Raw genomic sequence first — 18509 nt, 5'->3', positions numbered from 1 at the left:
CACCACACAACAAACAGCCACCATTTAAATAGTGACAGCTCATCATGAGCAAAAAATTATTTTCGTCAGGGCCTGTTTTCCTCCCGCCACTTCAGCCAGTCACTGCGTGACTGTGGGGCGCTGTCGGTCGCGCTGACTCACATAAAGTTACACACCACTTTGAAACTTCACAAATCCGCTGGTGATTGCGCTTTTTAGCTCTTTATTCCTAACCACTTTTTCAGTCCTGAAGCGTATGGATTCACTCGTCGCACGTTAACGGGCAGCAGCACCGCCCACAGCACGTACGCAACGGCCGCCGCGAGCATCATCGGCAACCCGTCGAGCATCTCCTCCATTCGCAACTCGAAGATGGCTACCGTTGCAGCGGCAATCAGCACCGGCATGTAGACGGTCTTCCACGAACACAATTCAACTGAGACAACGAGTGCGGGCACCAGGAAGCCGAATGCTGCAATGAACCAAATAGGCTCACCCACAATCAGCCAGCTAAGCCCAACGCCAAGGAGGCTCGCCGCCGGACTGACCAAGCTTGCGATGATGACATGTCGCGCCCATGTACTTTGGCTGCCGCCAAGCGTGACGAAGTTGGCCAAAGAATCAAGGTGTTGCACACAGGTCGTCGTCATGGCCAAGATGGCCATTGTCATCAGCATGTTTCCTATATTCGGTCCGTTCTCAGGCCATATGTTGCTGATGAAGGCGTTCGCCACCGCTGCGATACACAGAATCACCCAGCCGATAAGCCAACCGCGAACCAACGGGCGGTAGACCAACTGACCTTCAAGGCTTACTGGGAATCGTCCAAAATTATCATTGCCTGGCGTATCCGCTAGAAGGTCTTCGACTGTCATGGTTTTGGCTTCGGCCTTCCAACAGATCAGCTTCCACGCGAGGATTAGCACCGTGATAGCGAGAGCAATCCACCAACGCAGATAGATGGTCAAAATGCCAGCAATCACAGCTGGCAAAAGCGCTGCGATGCGACCGTATCGAGTTTTAGTGGCCGTGTTAAGCCCTAATGGCTGCGCTTTGGTTTCATGCAGGCCGGCAGCAAAAATACCGACCCACAGAGCGACGAGCACGAAACTCGTGATAATCGCATTGCCGGCGCCTCCCGCCAGGAAGAATCCACAAAGCAAGAAAATCGACAGCAGCGAGTTTCCCCAATTCAGCGTGCCGAAGAAGAGTTTCATTGTGCACCCCCTAGCGCCAGCACCGCCTCTTCCAGGGTGACTTCCTGCGCGCGTAGCCCGAATTCTGCCGCCTGGTCGAAGACGCACTCGGCGAAGTTGGGGCGGGCGTCGATAAGCACACGCTCTGCGTGGACCGAGGAATGGCGGGCCAATACCGGCAACTGTAGGCGCCCCAGCGCCCTATCTACTTGTTCCGCAGGGCCCGTCACCGCCACGATGCAATCGACGAGACTTTCAATGGGGCCAGACAAGGGGGCTTCGCCAAGCAAAAGCACCGTGTCGAGGTAGCCCTCAATCTCATCGAGATGATGGGTGGACACCACAATCGTGCGTTTGCCCTGTTCCTCCCGGAGGACCTCAAGAAAGCGCTGACGCTTATCGACGTCGAGGCCCAGGTAGGGTTCATCCAGCAGCATCAACTCGCAGCCGGAAGCCACGGCGAAGATAAAGCCCATCGCGGACTTCTGACCGCGAGACAAGCCGGAGTAGTTCTTCTTCGGGAGCGCAAATTGCGAGGCAAGTTCTTCAGCCCGCTCCTGGTTCCAGGTCTTCCACCGCGCCTTGCCGATGCGGAAGAGCTTGTCCACGTTCCAGCCATCGAAAAGCGGGTTATCGATGCCCATCAGGATAATGCGATCCATGATCTTCTGGTTGTCAAAAGGGCGCTCCCCAAAGACTTTCAACCCCTCCGACTTGAGCTGGCCTGCGATCATGCGCAGCAGCGTCGTCTTGCCCACTCCATTGGGGCCCACCAGGCCGTGGGTCAGGTTATCTTCCAGCGCGAAAGACAGCGCCGGAGTATTTTGCATAGCTAGGTTTTCGGCTTTAATCATTTCGACCACTCCGGGATACGTTGGGTGTTTGCAGTAATTACAGCGTTTGCGGTATTCGCGGTGTTCGCGGTGTATGCGGTCATGAGTAGAGTCCTCTGCTTTCTGCGACACGGTGGACAAGTTCTTGTAATTGCTCGCGCGTATACCCAAGGCGGACGGCCTCATCGACGAGCGGGGCGACGTATTCGGCGGCGAAGTCATTGCGGCGCCGCTGGCGGATTCTTTCGGTAGCGCCGGCCGCCACGAACATGCCGATGCCGCGGCGTTTTTCTAGAATTCCGAGTTCGGTCAACAAAGTAATCCCCTTTCGCGCCGTGGCGGGGTTGATGTTGTGGAAGGCGGCTAGCTCATTCGTCGAAGGCGCCTGCGCTCCTTCTTCCAGGCCACCTTCCACGATGGAGTCCTCAATTAGCGCGGCGATCTGTCTAAACAACGGCTGCGTTGAGTTATCCATGTACGCCTGCACCTCCTCGCTTACTCGATGGGTTAGTTACTCAACTAACTAACCAAACAAGTACCTCAGATTTTAGATTCGCGCAAGAGCAAAACTTTTCTAGGCCGCCTGACCTGCCAATTCCCTCCGAGACATCGACGTTTAGTGACTAATGGGGCACACTGGAAACCAAAGCAAATTTAGTTAGAACTATTAGAAACGGAACTTAGGAGCCATGCTTGAACGAACACTTGTCTTCGTTGACACGTCTTACCTGCTTGCGAGCTTTTATAACTCATGGGAAACCGGAGCTCGCGCGCAACTAGAAATAGACCTCCCAGAGGTCGTAAATAACCTCGGTTCCATGGTGGAGAACCAGCTCGGAAACCGCATCCACCGCCAGTACTGGTACGACGGAATCCCAGACACTGGCCCACACCGCTACCAGCGCGCACTGCGCACCTGTGATGGCGTGCAGCTTCGCACCGGCCAGCTCATCGAGTGGGGCGAGCGCCGCGCCCAAAAGGCAGTCGATACCCGCCTCGTTGCCGACATGATTCTCGCTGCAATGAAGCAGCAAGTCACCGACTTTGTTTTGGTTTCCGGTGACGCCGACATGATCCCGGGCGTACAAGAAGCCGTAAACGCGGGCGTGCGCGTGCACCTCTACGGCTTCGGCTGGGACTCCATGTCCTCCGCACTGCGCCACGCTTGTGACACCACGACCATCCTCGATCCGCGCGAAGACTTCGCCGATGCAATGGAGCTCCAGGTCCTCGAAGGCCCACTGCCACCGACCATTCGGGAACCGCACAACGGCCACGATGAGATGCCAGAACTCCCCGAACACGACGAAGACGAATGCGGCGAACCCTCCGAAGCGGAGGCAGCATTCGCCTCCGCACCAAAGCCGAAGCCAGCAGCATCACCGGGCTCTTCCTCCCCATCTCCCGCCGACCTTGCAGCAGGCACCGCTCCGCAGGCATCCAAGGATGGCGGGGCCGATTCCACTGAAAACGGCTCAGCCGAGACCACCAAGACTCCCGACCCTGCTTCTGCAGATGACACGCAGGGTTCTAACGGCACGTCGACCCCTGAGAAGCCTTCGACTGGTGCATCCGACGCTGCAGCCGAGTCTGGCTCCCCAAAGCCGGCCGCGCCAAAGCCGTCGATGATGGCGCCTCGTCGCAAGCTGCGCTCAAAGTACGTGCCACTTCCTGAGGAAGTCTGGACTTCTGCAGGGTTCCAGTCGCCTTTCGACGTCGGCCAGCAGTACGCGTCCTGGTGGTTCGAGAACGCGGCTAGCGCGGAACAGCGCGACCAGGCCCACCTGCTCTCTGGCGGTGGACTTCCGCCTGAGATCGACCGTCCGCTGCTGCAATTCGCCTGTGAGACTCTGCACGAGTACACGCTGACCGAATCCCAGCGCGTCAACCTGCGCGACGGCTTCCACTCCGGCATCCGCGGTGTCCTCATCACCGTTCGCCGCAACGAAAGCTAGAGCCGCAAGAGTCCACAAGCGCGCAGCGAGTCCCAAAGCGGCAAACAAAAAGGAGGCCGGCCCTCATGGGGGGCTTTCCTCCTTATTTCTTTTGACTAGCGCAGCTTAGCTTTACTGCAGCTTACTTCTGCTCGCCGGAGCCGAGCTCCTTCTGCTTTGCCATCTCCGCACGGATCTCGTCCAGGCGGGACGCGGCCTTCAAGTCATTACCAGCGGAAGTGATTTCCTGGATACGGTCGCCGCCCGAGAGCTGATGTAGCTCTTGCGCGCCGAGAGCGTCGGTGTAGCGCTTTTCAATCTTGGCGCGCACCGAATCGAGGGTCGGTGTGGAGCCATCCGGCTTGAGCTCGTTCATCGAGTCCATAACCTTGGCGTTCTGCTCTTGCATCGCGGCCTGATCGGCCTGTGCCAGCAGCTCATCGACCTGCGCCAACTGCTCCTTGAGGCGAGCCTCGGACTGCTGCTGCTGAACCTTTGCCTGCTCAGCCGCCTGCGAAGCAGCCGCATGCTGGGTCTTGAGATCAGCAAGCTCCTGCTCCACAGCAACAAGTTGGGAAGCCACGACCTCAGCGGCCTGGTTGTACTCAGAAGCGGCCTGCGGGTCCTCCGCCTTATCCGCTAGCTCAAGGGCACGGCGAGTTTGGTTTTGGTAATCCTCCTGGGACTTCAGGAGACGGTTAATCTGCAGCTCGAGCTGGTTCTTGCGTCCAATAATCTCCGCAGCATGCTCGGAGATTTGGCGGTGCTGTTCCTTGGCGCCCTCCACGGCCTGCTGAATTTGGACCTTAGGATCCGCGTTCTCGTCGATCTTCTGGTCGAAAGAGGACATTACGTACTTCCAGCCCTTGCTGAATGGATTCGCCATTGAACTAACTCCTTGTTCGCTTAAGTAACGTGGTCCCATAAAAAAGACGCTTTCTAGCGAGTTTAGCGGGACCCACTGGAAAGCGCCGGGGGGCGAAAGAAAAATCTTTAGCCGTTGGTCTGAGCGTTCTGCTCCTCAACCTGGCGGCGAACATCATCCATGTCGAGTCCTTTAACCTGAGTAATAAGATCCTCAAGTGCTGCCGGCGGTAGTGCACCAGCTTCACGGAAGACCATGATTCCGTCGCGGAAAATCATCAGAGTTGGGATGGACTGGATCTGCAGTGCAGCAGCCAGGCCTTGGTTGGCTTCGGTGTCGAGCTTGGCAAACGTTGCATCCGTGTGCTGCTCAGAGGCCTTTTCATAAACAGGGGCAAAACGCTTACAAGGTCCGCACCAGTCGGCCCAAGCGTCTACGAGGGTAATGCCCTCACCGCTAACGGTCTGCTCAAAAGTCTCTTCGGTTACGTCGATCGTTGCCATATAAATCACTCCTCTTTTTCGGGGCCTTTCCTATCAACGGTACATGAGCCTGAGTTATTCCTCGGCTATTCATTGCGTGATACCCCAGGGGGGTATAGGCTCGGGGTGCACCCAAAGAAAGGAAACGAATCATGGCAGTCAAGAACTACACCGTCGAGGGCATGACCTGCGCACACTGCGAGATGTCCGTCAAGGAAGAGGTCGGCGAGATCACCGGCGTCCACGAGGTCACCGCTGACCACACCACCGGCGCAGTCACCGTTGAGGGCGAAGGCTTCAGCGACGAGCAGGTTGCCGCCGCCGTTAAAGAGGCTGGTTACACCCTCAAGGCATAAGCGCCACAACCATCCGAAACCTCAACTCGCGTAAAGAAGCGATCACTTCCCATGACTAACCTCGTCCACCTCGATCTCGGTGTTTCCGGCATGACGTGCACCTCGTGCTCGTCCCGCGTCGAACGCAAGCTCAACAAGGTCGATGGAGTTGAGGCCACCGTGAACTTTGCCACGGAGTCCGCCTCAATTGAATACGACCCTTCCACTTCCACCCCTGACTCCCTCATCGAGGTTGTGCGGGGCGCAGGCTACGACGCCTTCGCGCTGACGGAAGAGCAAGAGGCGGATTCCGAAGAGACTGCCAATCCGGTGGACGAGGCCCGCGCGCAAGAGGCCAAGGACCTGCTGCGCCGCACGATTGTCTCTGCCGCGATTTCCACGCCGATCATGGTGGTCTCCATGCTGCCGGCCCTCCAGTTCACCAACTGGCAGTGGGCTGCAGCTATTTTGGCCACCACCGTCTACATCTTCGGCGGCGCCCCTTTCCACAAGGCCACCTGGACGAACCTCAAGCACGGCTCGTTTACCATGGACACGCTCATCACCATGGGCACCACCGCGGCCTACTTCTGGTCGCTCTATGCCATGTTCTTCGGCCACGCCGGCCATCCGGGCATGAAGATGCACATGGAGCTCGTATCCAACAATGCTGAGATGGACCATATCTACCTGGAGTCGGTAGGCATGGTCATCACGTTCTTGCTGCTCGGCCGCTGGTTTGAGGTCAAGGCAAAGGGCCAGTCTTCGGAGGCGCTGCGCACACTTCTGGGGATGGGAGCCAAGGACGCTACGCTGCTTGTCGACGGTGCAGAGAAGCGCGTGCCCATCAAGGACCTCAAGGTAGGCGACGTGTTTGTCGTCCGCCCAGGTGAAAAGATTGCCACGGACGGCGTCGTCAATGCCGGCGCCTCGGCTGTGGATGAATCGATGCTCACCGGAGAATCCGTGCCGGTTGAGGTCAAGGAAGGCGACCATGTCACCGGCGCCACCATCAATTCCTCCGGCCGCCTGGAGGTACGCGCCACCAAGGTGGGTGCGGACACCACCTTGGCTCAGATGGCCAAGCTAGTCACCGAGGCACAGGCGTCAAAGGCCCCCGTGCAGCGCCTCGTGGACAAGATCGCGCAGGTCTTCGTCCCCATCGTCATCGCGATCTCCGTACTCACGCTCATCGCACACCTCATCATCGGTGGCACCGCCGCCATCGCTCCGGCATTCGTCGCTGCTGTCGCCGTGCTGATTATTGCTTGCCCGTGCGCAATGGGCTTGGCCACGCCTACTGCAATCCTGGTGAGCACCGGCCGCGGCGCTCAGCTGGGCTTGCTCATCAAGGGCCCGGAGATTCTGGAATTCACCAAGCAGGTGGACACCATCGTCCTGGACAAGACCGGCACCATCACCGAAGGCAAGATGTCGGTTGCTGACGTCCACGCCGCACGAACCAGTGACCAGGACGCAACTCAGGTTCTCAAGCTCGCCGCGGCGGTAGAAGCGGGATCCGAGCACCCCATCGCCAAGGCCATCGTGCATGCTGCTAGCGACGTAACTCCCGCCTCCGACTTTGTCTCCGTGACAGGCCGTGGCGTCGAGGGCACGGTCGAGGGGCAGCGCATCCGTGTCGGACGCGTCGAGGGCGAGCTGGGCAGCCTTAGCGAGGCATTCCGCGCTGCCGAAGCAGAGGGCGGAACCCCGGTTGCCGTCTACGCTGCCGACGCCCTCATCGGCATCATCGATGTCCGCGACACCGTCAAGGAATCCTCCGCTGCGGCCGTGGCCCAGCTGAAGGAGCTGGGGCTTGTCCCACACCTGCTGACCGGCGACAACGAAAGCGCCGCGCAGGCCGTGGCGCAGGCCGTGGGCATCGACCCAGAAAACGTCACTGCGGGCGTGCTTCCGGAGGAAAAGGTGGACGTCGTCAAGCAGCTCCAAAGCTCGGGCTGCAACGTTGCCATGGTGGGTGACGGCGTGAATGACGCCGCCGCACTCGCCCAAGCAGATTTGGGCCTGGCCATGGGCGCAGGTACCGACGTGGCCATCGAGGCTTCCGACATAACGCTGATGAACGATGATCTACGCTCTGCTGCCGACGCCATCCGACTCTCGCGCCGTACTCTGCGCATCATCAAGGGCAACCTATTCTGGGCATTCGCCTACAATGTCATACTCATTCCAGTCGCGGCAATCGGGCTACTTAACCCCCTGTTTGCGGGTATTGCGATGGCCTTTAGTTCGGTTTTTGTTGTAAGTAATTCACTGCGACTAAGGACTTTCCAGCCCACCGCATAAAAACGCAGTGCACAGGGGAAATTGGACTTACAATCCCAAAGCATGCCCGATCTCAAAAGTAACACGCTATCTCGAAACGAGCGCCTAGACCGTCTTCCTGTCACCGGCAAGCACAAGCGCCTGCTGGTGGGCTCCGGAATCGGTTGGGCGCTCGACGCTATGGACGTCGGCCTCATCTCCTTCATCATGGCCGCACTCGCGGTGCATTGGGGAATCACACCGACCCAATCCTCTTGGCTGGCCTCAATCGGATTCGTCGGCATGGCGCTTGGCGCCACTTTCGGCGGCTTGCTTGCCGATAAGCTCGGCCGTCGCCACGTCTTCGCGCTGACCCTTCTGGTCTACGGTCTGGCCACGGGAGCCTCAGCGCTCGCGACGGGACTAGCTATGCTCTTGATTCTGCGTTTCATCGTGGGCCTCGGCTTGGGCGCGGAGCTGCCCGTTGCATCGACGCTGATTTCGGAATTCTCACCGGTCAAGGTACGCGGCCGCATGGTTGTGCTGCTGGAGGCATTCTGGGCCGTGGGCTGGATCCTGGCAGCAGTCATCGGAACCTTTGTAGTCGGGGCATCGGCCAGCGGCTGGCGTTGGGCGCTGGCACTTGGCATGGTCCCGGCCTTCTATGCTCTCTTCGTGCGCATGAAGCTGCCGGAGTCCGTGCGATTCTTGGAATCCAAGGGCAGGCACGCGGAGGCAGAGGACATCGTGGCCTCCTTCGAAGCTGAGGCCGAAGCCGAGGGCAAGGAACTGCCAGAAAACGCCGCGGCACCCACTTATGCCGAGGAAGATGTCACCTCCAGCAGCATTTGGTCGCGCTCTCTGCGCGGGCGTACCGCGGCGTTGTGGACCATCTGGTTCTGTGTGAACTTAAGCTACTACGGCGCCTTCATCTGGATTCCGTCGCTGCTCGTGGCCGATGGTTTTACCTTGGTGAAGTCCTTCAGCTTCACGCTCATCATCACGCTGGCGCAGCTTCCGGGCTACGCGGCAGCGGCCTGGCTGATTGAGACTTGGGGCCGCCGCCCTACGCTGGCCGCTTTCCTCGTGGGCTCCGCGTGCGCCGCCGGCCTATACGGCTTTGCGGACTCCACCGCGCTCATTTTGATTGCGGGTTGCCTGCTTTCCTTCTTTAACCTCGGTGCGTGGGGCGCACTCTACGCAATCGGCCCAGAGCTCTACCCCACCCACCTGCGCGGGGCTGGCACGGGTGCCGCTGCGGGCTTCGGTCGCTTGGCCTCCATCATCGCGCCGCTTATCGTTCCGGTTATCCTGGCTGGTGCGGGCGCACACTGGCTGTTCATCCTCTTTGCCGCTGCGTTCGCAATTGCGGCAGCCGCCGCCTTTGTACTACCGGAGCAACGCGGAAAGGTACTTAAGTAGATGCCCCACAGAGTGTGTTCGACGCTAGCCCTTGGCGGCTATTGCGCCGTCATTGTTTCGTTGACCACTCTCAAAGCCTTCTTCCAGATTGGCTACCTTTGGAAGCCGGAAAACCAGCGCGCCCGCGATATTCGCTGGATTCCGCTGGATGACTTGTTCTCCGGCAGCTGGTTCAAGCCGCTGTTTGAATACGGCGGCAACTTCGCATTCTTTGTCCCGCTGGGCGTTCTGCTTTTTGTGCAGCTGCGGTCCAAGCGTGCGGCCACGCTCTGGGGTTTCGCTTTCTCGGTGTTGGTGGAAACCATCCAGTATGTTTTCGCGTTGGGGCGCACTGACATTGATGACTTGTTCTTTAACACGCTTGGCGCGTGGTTTGGTGCTTGGCTAGCACAGCGCCTTGGCCGCAGATTCGATGCAGTGTGGCACTGGCTGGCGATCGCTGTGACCGTGGTTTTCGTGGTGCTGGTTGCCCTCGGCCCGCGCCTCGGTGATCCCGATAAGGTCAAGGACCTCTCGAAGCCAGATGCAGTGATGCTTGACGACGCCCCGGTGCCTAAGACTTGATTCCAACCTGCTCAAGGATGTTTCGCCGTGCCTGCTGCCACTGGAGGCCAGCGGGATTGGCCCATGAAAGGTGCTTAGCGTCGTCGAAGATGATGGCATCGATGTTGAGGCCACGCTGTTTGGCATAGTCGGCGAAGCGGGTGACTTCATCGACGTTGACCATCTCATCATTTTCTCCGTGCAGCACTAGGACGCGTGCCTTTTTGTTGACGTTGTATGCCGGGGAGGCATCGAAGTAGTGCGCGGGGACTTCCTGCGGTGTACCGCCTAGAAGGGTGCGGACAAATTTATCGTGCTGCTGGTAGGCGAGCTCCATGTCATAAACGCCAGCGATACCCACGCACTTGTCCACGTGGAAGGCCGGATGGGCACCGGGGGCGTCGGGAGCCAGCTCCGGACGCGAACAGGTCCACGTAGCAAGATTGCCGCCCGCAGAGTAGCCCGCTACCACAACGTTGTTGAGGTCGAGGGGAACATCGCTGTGGTTTGTAAGCTGCGGGATGAAGTCAATTGCCGCAGCGACGTCCTGGTAGGTCATGGGCCAGCCGCCCGGTGCATCTTCACCGTCGATGGATACGCCGCGATACTCCACGTTCCACACCGCGGCACCATGCTCCACGAGGTCATTGACAGCTGGCGCCGCTGACTGGGCAGTGGATTTCTCTTGCCATCCTCCACCGTGGAGAAACACAACTAAGGGCAGCTTTTTACCTGGCTGCGACTTCTTGGGTGTGACCAAGAATCCGTGTTGACGCTCATGCTCATGTGCGTAGACGAGCTTCTTGGCGGAAACTTCCGGCTTCTTAGTTTTCTGGGTAGCCGGCGCCTGCGACGCCGAATGCTCCATACCAGATTCGCCGGAACCAGCTGAGTTATCAGCACAGGACACACAGAAACCCGCGAGCAGAGTCAGCGCCGCGGCTATAGCAGGAGTGCAACTGCGAAGGATTCCCTTTGACATTAACCGCTCCCTCTTAGCCGTGGGCCATGTTGACGAACTTGGAGTAGTGCAGCTGGTGGGCAACCTGCACCGTATCGATAGGGCCACCACGGTGCTTAGCCAAAATGATGTCAGCCTCACCCGCACGCGGATCGTCGCGGTCCTGGGAGTCAGGGCGGTAGAGCAGCATAACCATGTCAGCGTCCTGCTCCAGCGAGCCAGACTCACGGAGGTCAGCCAGCTGCGGCTTCTTATCGGTACGCGACTCAGGGCCACGGTTAAGCTGCGAAATAGCAATCAGTGGAACCTCAAGCTCCTTAGCCAAGAGCTTGAGCTGACGAGAGAACTCCGAGACCTCTTGCTGACGCGACTCGACCTTCTTACCGGAAGACATCAGCTGCATGTAGTCGAGGACGATGAGGTCGAGGCCATGCTGCTGCTTCAAGCGGCGAGCCTTCGAGCGAATCTCCATCATGGTGAGGTTGGGTGAGTCATCAATGAACAGTGGTGCATCCTGGATGCGGTTCAGGGTCTGGTCGATCTTGGCCCAGTCCTCTGTAGAGACGCGGCCACCGCGCATGTCCGTCAGCTTTACTTCTGCTTCTGCAGAAAGCAGACGCATGACGATCTCTGAGGCTGACATCTCCAAGGAGAAGATGACGGAGGTCTTGCCGTGCTGCAGGGACGCGGAGCGCATGAAGTCCATGGCCAAGGTGGACTTACCCACACCAGGACGCGCTGCCACAATGATCATCTGGCCGGCGCGTAGGCCGTTGGTGAGCTTGTCTAGATCGATAAAACCCGTGGGAACGCCGGCCTCGATGCCGTTCTGCTGTAGCATGGCGAGCTCATCAATGGTGGGGTCAATCAGCTTTCCGAGTACCTGATAGTCCTCGGTTGTCTTCTTTTGCGCCACGGCAAAGACCTCTTGCTGAGCACGGTCGAGCACGGACTCAATCTCGGCGTCCTCTGCGCCTTCGAAGCCCAACTGAACAACACGCGTGCCAGCGTCGACCAGCTTGCGAAGCACCGCTTTCTCGGCGACGATCTCCGCATAGTAACGCGCGTTTGCAGCGGTAGGCACCGTGGCTAGGAGCGTGTGCAGGTACGGCGCTCCGCCCACGCGCTCCAAATTGTTATAGCGGTCGAGGCGTGAGGCTACGATGACGGCGTCGATGTCAGTGCCGGCGGCATAGAGATCAACCATGGCCTGGTAGATAAGCGCGTGTGCCGGGTAGTAGAAGTCATCAGGCTCAAGTTCCTCGATGACCTCCATTACGGTGTTCGGGCTCAGCAGCATTGCGCCGAGAACGCCCTGCTCGGCTTCTCTGTCCGAGGGCGGCTGACGGAATTCTCCGTAGCGCTTGGAAACATCCTGCCGGTTCCAGCGATAGGGACGCTCCTCCTGGGCAGGTACGTCAGGCGCTTCTGGCGGTACGTAGTCTGCATCATCGAAGCTTGCGTTTGTCATAAAACAATCCACCCCATGTTCTGCTTCGCCGGCTGGCGTGAAGCACAAATTCGGACACTATCACCGCGCCCCAGCGGGACACATCTGCGAGAAGTTACCGCAAAAATGGGGGGCTCGGCTTCTGGATTTTTAGTCTAATGCAGCCCCCTGACACGCACCCCCTGGGTATAAATCCCACAGTTATCCACAGGGCCCTGTGTAATTCCCAGGTGAGACCGACTTTCGACCCCCAAACACGTGGATATGGCTGTGGATAACTATCGCAGCACTGTGACCTGCACTTATTGTTTCCGCAGGTCATCAGCTATTTCCGGAAGTGTGAAAATGTGCACAATTTCCGTGGGGACCCCGCTTACCTGCGTGTTATTGAGGCAACCTGTGGATTAACAAAACGCAAATCGGAAAAGATTCCAACCGTAGTTATCCACAATTATTCAAAGTTATCCACAGTTATCCACAGCCTGCATGATGATCGGACACACAGTGTCGGAGCACTGTCCGGGAGCACACAAAATTTCATCAAATGATTCAGCGGTGCGGCAGAAGCAGCGTCGCTGAAAACGCGCGAAGGGCCTCGGGGGCTGCCACCTCACATGGCAGGCCCCGAGGCCCTAAGCGTTGCTGTTGTCATTGTGTTCCCACTCTTAAGCGGGAACCGTCGTGCGCCTATTAGGCAGCGACGACCGAGAAGTTCACCTTGCCGAGAACGTCAGCATGCAGCTTGAGCTCGACCTGGTAGTTGCCGGTCTTCTTGACCAGGCCCTTAGGCAGAACGACGATGCGCTTGTCCAGCTTCGGGCCGCCAGCGGCCTCAACTGCGGAAACGATGTCGTCTGCAGAAACGGAGCCGAATAGCTTGCCGTTTTCAGAAGTCTTCATTGCAACCTGTACGCCAGAAAGCTGCTCGAGCTGGTTGCGGACCTCACGTGCGTGATCCAGGTCGCGGATTGCGCGAGCTTCCTGGGCGCGCTTGATGCCCTCGATCTGCTTCTCAGCACCGCGGGTGGCAACAATAGCCAGGCCGCGCGGAAGCAGGTAGTTACGTCCGTAACCGTTCTTAACCTCTACAATTTCGCCTGGGGCGCCGAGGTTCTCAACGGCAGCGGTGAGGATCAGCTTCATGATCCCTGCCTTTCAATTGAGTTAGTTAATTATTGCGTGGGACAGTTTTAGAACGGTGGCTCAGCGTCTGCACCGCCGAAGCTTCCAGCTTGGGGTGCGGAGTTCCACGGATCGTTTGAAGGAGCTGACTGCTGCGACTGCTGCGGAGCGCTCTGGTTCCCACCAAAGCCGCCCTGGTTGCCGCCGCCAAAGTTGTTGCCACCCTGATTCTGCTGCTGGCCGCCGCCGTAATTGCCACCGCCGTTACCGCCATTAGCGGACTTGCGGGTGACCTGTGCGGAAGCGTAGCGCAGGGACGGGCCGACTTCGTCAACCTCAATCTCAAAGACAGTGCGGTTTTCGCCATCGCGGTTCTGATAAGAACGCTGGCGCAAACGGCCATTGACGATTACTCGCATGCCCTTGGTCAGGGTTTCCGCAACGTTTTCTGCGGCTTGACGCCACACGTTGCAGGTCAGGAACATGGCCTCGCCATCTTCCCACTGGTTCGTCTGCGAATTGAAACGACGAGGGGTGGAAGCGACGCGGAAGTTTGCTACAGCCGCACCCGCTGGGGTGAAGCGCAGCTCGGGGTCAGCAACAACGTTGCCAACTACCGTGATTGTGGTGTCTCCCTGTGCCATGGTCTGTTCTCCTTATCGGTTACGTGGGTTCTCGAAACTCTGAAACCAGTATCCGCTATTTGCTGTCGGTGCGCAGAACCTTGGTACGCAGGATGGTGTCGTTCAGGTTCAGACGGCGGTCGAGTTCGAGAACCGAAGCGGACTCGCACTCCAGGTTAACGACGGCGTAGATGCCCTCTTCCTTCTTGTCGATTGCGTAAGCAAGACGACGCTTGCCCCAAACATCGACGTTTTCAACCTTGCCGCCATCCTTACGGACAACTTCGAGGAACTTGTCTAGGGACGGGGATACGGTGCGCTCATCCTGGTTAGGATCCAGAATAATCATGACTTCGTAGTGACGCACGGACCTCATCACCTCCTATGGTCTAGTAATTGTTTTCGGCCATATCACCTTTGCGGACATGGCAGGAGGGTACGTTGCGTCAAGCAACCCCATCACAATAGCGCATTGACCGGCCAAAAAGAAATCCCCAACGGGGGAAAGCCGTTGGGGAGAATCAGTGCTTGCGCTGTGCTTAATCATCAAGAGCCAAGCGCGGAACCGTTTTGACACTAACTACGCATCGTGGTGGCGAAGAAGATGGCACTTCCTGCTGGAATTACGGTGAGAAACATCAAGGCCAGCAGGCCCAAAAGGATGGGCCAGCGCCGATCCTCGCTGCGTTGATATAGGTAGTACGCACCCATCACGCAGCAGAATCCGAGAAAAATAGAAATTATTCCTACGACGGTGATAATCATTAGACAAAGTCTCCAGCAAGAGGATCACGGCCACCATGTGCTGCACGCACCTTGTCCACAGACTTGCCCAGCATTTGGCGGATGATAAGAATTCCGATAATAACGATGAAGGTGTCACGGCCAATCACAAAGAGGTCGAGCAGTTCATGATCGATGCCTTTATTTTCCGTGCCCAACATGTGCCACATAAGGACTGGCCATACCATGGCGTCGACAAGCATCCAGCTCAGCAACAGGCGCCAACGCGGGAGAGCAAGCAAAGCTGGAACAACCAACCAAATGGAATACTGCGGCGACCAAACCTTATTGATGAGCAAGAAGGCCATCACGATCAGGTAAATGAGCTCAGCCACACGCGGCTCGCGGCGAGCGCGCAAACCAAAGATGCCGATAGCTGCGCATCCCAGCAAGAATGCTGGCAGCGTAAAGCTATTGAGGAATTCTGGGGTGAGGCCATTTTCGGCATAGCGGTTGATCAACGCATAAATTGTGGTCCATTCAGCGCCGCGCTCTTCGTTGAGTCGGAAAAACTCACGCCACGCATCCGGGTACTTCAACGCCACTGGAACGTTAACGACTAGCCAAGAGATCACGGTTCCGCCGAACATCGCACCGAATGGCGCCCACTTCTTGTTACGCGCCGCGAGGACAAAAAACGCGCCCAAGATAAACAACGGCCACAATTTGAAAGCAGTTCCGAGGCCAATCAAAATACCTGCAAGCCAATTCTTACCGCGGGTCACCGCAAAGAGCGCACCGACCATAAACGCAATGGACGGGATATCCCAGTTTGTAAAGGCATGAATGACAACGAGGGGGCTCGCGGCCATGAGCATCGTATCCCATGCACGGTTTCCAGTGAGCTGGAAAACCATGTAGACCGTACCGATCCAAATGCAGGAAAGCACGAGCGCGGTGACTCCGAAATACCAACCGGCATCCGCTACGCCGAAGAACTCACCAATTGGATACGTGACTCGTGAAGTCCAACCCATCAATCCTTGGAACATACCCGCCAGAACCGGGTATTCCATGTACCTAGTCAGGCCACCTTCTTGCCACGAATACGCATAGGGAAATCCGCCTTGGTCCAAGCCGCGGCCGCCATAGAGCGGGACGATGTCGTTGTAGCAGAAAGACGTGTATTGACGGTTGCCATCCCAGTTCAAGGAAATGACTCCGTCGTCCCCTGTGCGGCTTCCTGCGCAGTTGGCCTTACTCAGAAAGCCCAGCGCGAGGAAAATCCAGGACACACCAATAATCGCGCGCAATGGCGACATCCATTGACCAGGTAAGGTGCGGGCAAAACGGCCACGCGGGCCACCGAAAAACTCGATGATGTCGTGTGCAAAAGGTTCACGATTAAGCGGAATGCGGCCTTCGGCAGAGGCGCCACGCACAGCCGAGTGGGACTTTCCAACCGTCTTCACGGTCTTGAGGGCCTCATCAGTCACGTTCCTCTCCTACGGTCTTAATAGTTCAGCCAAGTCACCTTGACCATTAATGATGTCCTCCAGCGAAGGAACGTCTGGGGCTGGTGCTCCCGGCTGAGCAGGCGCTTCCGGAGATGTTGCAGGCTGGTGTGGGGAAGGCGCAGGTTGGTCGCCAGGAGCAGGGGATTCTGGGTTTGCAGTCTCCTCTGGAGCATCATCGTTGTTGCCGTAACCGTTGCCGTATTCCGTTGAGGAACCATAAGAGCCCGTGTACCCGCTGCCCCAGTTCCCGCTTCCATAACGGATCGGGTATGCCGTTGGGAAGGATTGGTACTCCGAGTTAACCAAGGAAGTATCCAAGATCTGCTTCCAGATTCGGGTAGGCGCATCAGAGCCATACATGATTCCGCCATAAGAATTGAAGATGGCGGAGGTGTTGTCAGCGGTACCTACCCAAACTGCCGTAGCCAGCTGCGGGGTCGAACCAACCATCCACGCGTCCTTGTTGGTTCCGGTGTTACCCAACTGAGTAGTACCCGTCTTGGACGCAGATGCGCGGCCGCCGGCCAGAGCTCCGTTAGACCAACCCGCAATAGGAAGCATTGCCTTTAGAACATTGTTAGCCACGTTGGCTGAAACTCGACGCTCACCACCGTTATCGTTGAATTCATACAGAACTTCGCCACCGGTAGTTTCGACCTTTTGCACGAAGTGAGGCTGATGCCAAACGCCGCCGTTTGTCAGCGTCGCCATAGCGCTTGCCATGTCGAGTGGGCGAGACTGGTACTGTCCCAGAACAACGCCCTCGAATGGAGCCCCACCATTTTCAGTCAATGTCTTTTCAATGCCAGGCAGAGACTTAGCAATGCCCAACGCATGCGCCATGTCGGCAGTATCCTGAGTGCCGTTTTCTAGATCCGCCTGCAGACGCAGAAACGAGGTATTGAACGAGTTCTTCAATGCCTCCGCAATGGAACAGTTACCGCAGCCGCCACCGTCGTTTGTGACTACCTGAGAACCAGGGAGCTGGTACGGCGCTGAGGAGTAATACGTGTCCAGGCCGATGCCTTGCTGAAGGGCCGCCGCAAGGGCAAAGATCTTAAACGTCGAACCCGTCTGCAGGCCGGCGTTGGCATAATCCCAACCGGTCGACTCGTGGCCGCCGAAGTAGCCGCGCACAGCACCAGAAGCAGGATCAATGGTCACAGCCGCAGCGCGGGCATCCTCCTGCAAAGACTGCAGCTGCCCATCAACAGCCTCGGTGGAAGCATTCTGCACGTTCATGTCAATGGTCGTGGTGATTTTCAGACCGCCCGTAGCGACCTGATCCTCGGTGATGCCAACGCGTTCCAGCTCGGCAATAACCTGGTTTTTAATATGTCCGTAGGCGCCTGGCGCCTCTGTATAAGCGGAATACTCGGCAGGATCACGCGTCTGCGGGAACTGCATCTGCGCACGCTGAGTAGCGTCCAGATCGCCCATCTCAACCAAACCGTCAAGAACATAGTTCCAGCGAGCCTTCGAGCTTTCCTCGTCCACGCGCGGGTCAAGGACAGAAGGAGACTGAATAAGGCCGGCGAGCATTGCGCCTTCCTCAACCGTCAGATCCTTGGCATCTTTATTGAAGTATGCGTTGGAAGCTGCCTGGATTCCGTAGGCGTTACGACCAAAGTAGACCGTGTTGAGGTATGCCTGCAGAATGTCTTCCTTGGACCATTCGTTAGTCATCTTGATGGAATAGATAAGCTCGCGGATCTTACGCGCATAGGAATACTCGTCACCAACCAGCGTGTTCTTGACATACTGCTGAGTGATTGTTGAACCACCGCCTGCGGTTGAATCACCAGTCAGCTTGCCCAAGACTGCGCGTCCCAAACCGGTGAAGGAAAATCCGGAGTTGGTCCAAAACTCACGGTCCTCAGCAGAAAGCACAGAATCTTCGACGTAGTCGGGGACTTCATCGAGTTTGACCTGGGTGCGGTTGCCTTCTGGCGGAACCAACTTAGCCAATTGGGTGGTACCGTCCCCAGCCACAATCGTGGAAACCTGATTTGCTTGAAGCTCCTTTGGCTCAGGAACGTTGTATTGGGAGTATGCATAGGCAAAAAGGCCTGCCGGTACAGCTACCAATACCAAGGCAATTATCAGCACAATCCACGGCCAGCGACGTCGTTTGCGCTGCTTCGTGGATTTATAAACGTGACGCCCCGCTTTTTTAGGGGCAGATTCCTTTTCGGTCACTGCTTCGTGTCCTCATCAATCATGGGCGGATTTTCTTAAATAAATGCAGCTTACCGGCCT

Annotated in this window: 18 protein-coding genes; 5 read left to right on the top strand and 13 right to left on the bottom strand. The window is 57.6% G+C overall.

All coding sequences use genetic code 11. The features are described from left to right. Nucleotides 1–194 precede the first annotated feature (194 nt). From CHU71_RS01395 to CHU71_RS01385, 3 genes are all read right to left on the bottom strand, one after another. Nucleotides 195–1196 (bottom strand): hypothetical protein, encoded by a 1002-nt coding sequence (locus CHU71_RS01395; protein WP_147759936.1) that lies wholly within the window; start codon nucleotides 1194–1196, stop codon nucleotides 195–197. After that, a complete protein-coding gene (locus CHU71_RS01390; RefSeq protein ID WP_147759935.1) occupies nucleotides 1193–2005 on the bottom strand; it encodes an AAA family ATPase in 813 nt (270 codons plus the stop codon). Before CHU71_RS01390 ends, CHU71_RS01395 begins: the two co-directional genes overlap by 4 nt. A gap of 103 nt (nucleotides 2006–2108) precedes the next feature. Beyond that, complete coding sequence (locus tag CHU71_RS01385; protein WP_062036714.1) at nucleotides 2109–2483, bottom strand: GntR family transcriptional regulator; 375 nt, start codon at nucleotides 2481–2483, stop codon at nucleotides 2109–2111. A 214-nt stretch (nucleotides 2484–2697) separates the two neighbouring features. On the opposite strand from CHU71_RS01385, the gene CHU71_RS01380 reads away from it, so the two are divergent. Then, nucleotides 2698–3963 (top strand): NYN domain-containing protein, encoded by a 1266-nt coding sequence (locus CHU71_RS01380; protein ID WP_147759934.1) that lies wholly within the window; start codon nucleotides 2698–2700, stop codon nucleotides 3961–3963. Between the two features lie 121 nt (nucleotides 3964–4084). On the opposite strand, the gene CHU71_RS01375 is transcribed toward CHU71_RS01380, so the two are convergent. Then, nucleotides 4085–4828, bottom strand: a complete 744-nt coding sequence (locus tag CHU71_RS01375) for a PspA/IM30 family protein (RefSeq protein ID WP_147759933.1) — start codon at nucleotides 4826–4828, stop codon at nucleotides 4085–4087. A 107-nt stretch (nucleotides 4829–4935) separates the two neighbouring features. Then, on the bottom strand, nucleotides 4936–5310 hold the full coding sequence (gene trxA, locus CHU71_RS01370; RefSeq protein WP_005532202.1) for a thioredoxin: 375 nt from the start codon (nucleotides 5308–5310) through the stop codon (nucleotides 4936–4938). Between the two features lie 131 nt (nucleotides 5311–5441). On the opposite strand from trxA, the gene CHU71_RS01365 reads away from it, so the two are divergent. The 4 genes from CHU71_RS01365 to CHU71_RS01350 are packed head-to-tail and all read left to right on the top strand — an operon-like array spanning nucleotide 5442 to nucleotide 9875. Further along, on the top strand, nucleotides 5442–5645 hold the full coding sequence (locus CHU71_RS01365; protein WP_147759932.1) for a heavy-metal-associated domain-containing protein: 204 nt from the start codon (nucleotides 5442–5444) through the stop codon (nucleotides 5643–5645). A 51-nt stretch (nucleotides 5646–5696) separates the two neighbouring features. Continuing rightward, nucleotides 5697–7931: a cation-translocating P-type ATPase gene (locus CHU71_RS01360; RefSeq protein ID WP_147759931.1), complete on the top strand. Its 2235-nt coding sequence runs from the start codon at nucleotides 5697–5699 to the stop codon at nucleotides 7929–7931. Between the two features lie 42 nt (nucleotides 7932–7973). Then, nucleotides 7974–9311, top strand: a complete 1338-nt coding sequence (locus CHU71_RS01355; RefSeq protein WP_147759930.1) for an MFS transporter — start codon at nucleotides 7974–7976, stop codon at nucleotides 9309–9311. Further along, the gene (locus CHU71_RS01350; RefSeq protein WP_049160160.1) at nucleotides 9312–9875 is read left to right on the top strand and encodes a VanZ family protein; all 564 of its coding nucleotides are present in this window, start codon (nucleotides 9312–9314) and stop codon (nucleotides 9873–9875) included. Here the strand turns inward: CHU71_RS01350 and CHU71_RS01345 are convergent. The 8 genes from CHU71_RS01345 to CHU71_RS01310 all read right to left on the bottom strand — a co-directional run bounded on the left by CHU71_RS01345 (nucleotide 9865) and on the right by CHU71_RS01310 (nucleotide 18449). After that, a complete protein-coding gene (locus CHU71_RS01345; protein ID WP_100619112.1) occupies nucleotides 9865–10836 on the bottom strand; it encodes a S9 family peptidase in 972 nt (323 codons plus the stop codon). The two genes, CHU71_RS01350 and CHU71_RS01345, sit on opposite strands and share 11 nt — an antisense overlap. Nucleotides 10837–10849: 13 nt before the next feature. Then, the gene (gene dnaB / locus CHU71_RS01340; RefSeq protein ID WP_147759929.1) at nucleotides 10850–12286 is read right to left on the bottom strand and encodes a replicative DNA helicase; all 1437 of its coding nucleotides are present in this window, start codon (nucleotides 12284–12286) and stop codon (nucleotides 10850–10852) included. A gap of 669 nt (nucleotides 12287–12955) precedes the next feature. Further along, the gene (gene rplI, locus CHU71_RS01335; RefSeq protein ID WP_005530934.1) at nucleotides 12956–13408 is read right to left on the bottom strand and encodes a 50S ribosomal protein L9; all 453 of its coding nucleotides are present in this window, start codon (nucleotides 13406–13408) and stop codon (nucleotides 12956–12958) included. 47 nt (nucleotides 13409–13455) lie between these two features. Then, nucleotides 13456–14031 (bottom strand): single-stranded DNA-binding protein, encoded by a 576-nt coding sequence (locus CHU71_RS01330; RefSeq protein ID WP_005530931.1) that lies wholly within the window; start codon nucleotides 14029–14031, stop codon nucleotides 13456–13458. A gap of 55 nt (nucleotides 14032–14086) precedes the next feature. Continuing rightward, a complete protein-coding gene (rpsF, locus tag CHU71_RS01325) occupies nucleotides 14087–14377 on the bottom strand; it encodes a 30S ribosomal protein S6 (protein WP_115340964.1) in 291 nt (96 codons plus the stop codon). Between the two features lie 209 nt (nucleotides 14378–14586). Then, a complete protein-coding gene (locus CHU71_RS01320; protein WP_147759928.1) occupies nucleotides 14587–14775 on the bottom strand; it encodes a hypothetical protein in 189 nt (62 codons plus the stop codon). Then, nucleotides 14775–16175, bottom strand: coding sequence for a glycosyltransferase family 87 protein (locus tag CHU71_RS01315; protein ID WP_147759938.1), 1401 nt, complete (start codon nucleotides 16173–16175; stop codon nucleotides 14775–14777). The genes CHU71_RS01320 and CHU71_RS01315 overlap by 1 nt, the downstream gene beginning before the upstream one ends. Before the next feature lie 63 nt (nucleotides 16176–16238). Next, complete coding sequence (locus CHU71_RS01310) at nucleotides 16239–18449, bottom strand: transglycosylase domain-containing protein (RefSeq protein ID WP_049146736.1); 2211 nt, start codon at nucleotides 18447–18449, stop codon at nucleotides 16239–16241. Between the last annotated feature and the right edge of the window lie 60 nt (nucleotides 18450–18509).

The sequence above is a fragment of the Corynebacterium sp. LK14 genome (assembly GCF_008042215.1).
In the GTDB taxonomy this organism is placed as follows: Bacteria; Actinomycetota; Actinomycetes; order Mycobacteriales; family Mycobacteriaceae; genus Corynebacterium; species Corynebacterium striatum.
This window is presented reverse-complemented; position numbering and strand designations above follow the sequence as displayed.

Coding starts and splice junctions, on each gene's coding strand:
- trxA (WP_005532202.1), bottom strand. CDS start 5,310: ATGGCAACGATCGACGTAACCGAAGAGACTTTTGAGCAGACCGTTAGC.
- CHU71_RS01365 (WP_147759932.1), top strand. CDS start 5,442: ATGGCAGTCAAGAACTACACCGTCGAGGGCATGACCTGCGCACACTGC.
- CHU71_RS01360 (WP_147759931.1), top strand. CDS start 5,697: ATGACTAACCTCGTCCACCTCGATCTCGGTGTTTCCGGCATGACGTGC.
- CHU71_RS01345 (WP_100619112.1), bottom strand. CDS start 10,836: ATGTCAAAGGGAATCCTTCGCAGTTGCACTCCTGCTATAGCCGCGGCG.
- CHU71_RS01375 (WP_147759933.1), bottom strand. CDS start 4,828: ATGGCGAATCCATTCAGCAAGGGCTGGAAGTACGTAATGTCCTCTTTC.
- rplI (WP_005530934.1), bottom strand. CDS start 13,408: ATGAAGCTGATCCTCACCGCTGCCGTTGAGAACCTCGGCGCCCCAGGC.
- CHU71_RS01355 (WP_147759930.1), top strand. CDS start 7,974: ATGCCCGATCTCAAAAGTAACACGCTATCTCGAAACGAGCGCCTAGAC.
- CHU71_RS01330 (WP_005530931.1), bottom strand. CDS start 14,031: ATGGCACAGGGAGACACCACAATCACGGTAGTTGGCAACGTTGTTGCT.
- CHU71_RS01350 (WP_049160160.1), top strand. CDS start 9,312: ATGCCCCACAGAGTGTGTTCGACGCTAGCCCTTGGCGGCTATTGCGCC.
- CHU71_RS01320 (WP_147759928.1), bottom strand. CDS start 14,775: ATGATTATCACCGTCGTAGGAATAATTTCTATTTTTCTCGGATTCTGC.
- CHU71_RS01385 (WP_062036714.1), bottom strand. CDS start 2,483: ATGGATAACTCAACGCAGCCGTTGTTTAGACAGATCGCCGCGCTAATT.
- CHU71_RS01380 (WP_147759934.1), top strand. CDS start 2,698: ATGCTTGAACGAACACTTGTCTTCGTTGACACGTCTTACCTGCTTGCG.
- CHU71_RS01390 (WP_147759935.1), bottom strand. CDS start 2,005: ATGCAAAATACTCCGGCGCTGTCTTTCGCGCTGGAAGATAACCTGACC.
- CHU71_RS01395 (WP_147759936.1), bottom strand. CDS start 1,196: ATGAAACTCTTCTTCGGCACGCTGAATTGGGGAAACTCGCTGCTGTCG.
- dnaB (WP_147759929.1), bottom strand. CDS start 12,286: ATGACAAACGCAAGCTTCGATGATGCAGACTACGTACCGCCAGAAGCG.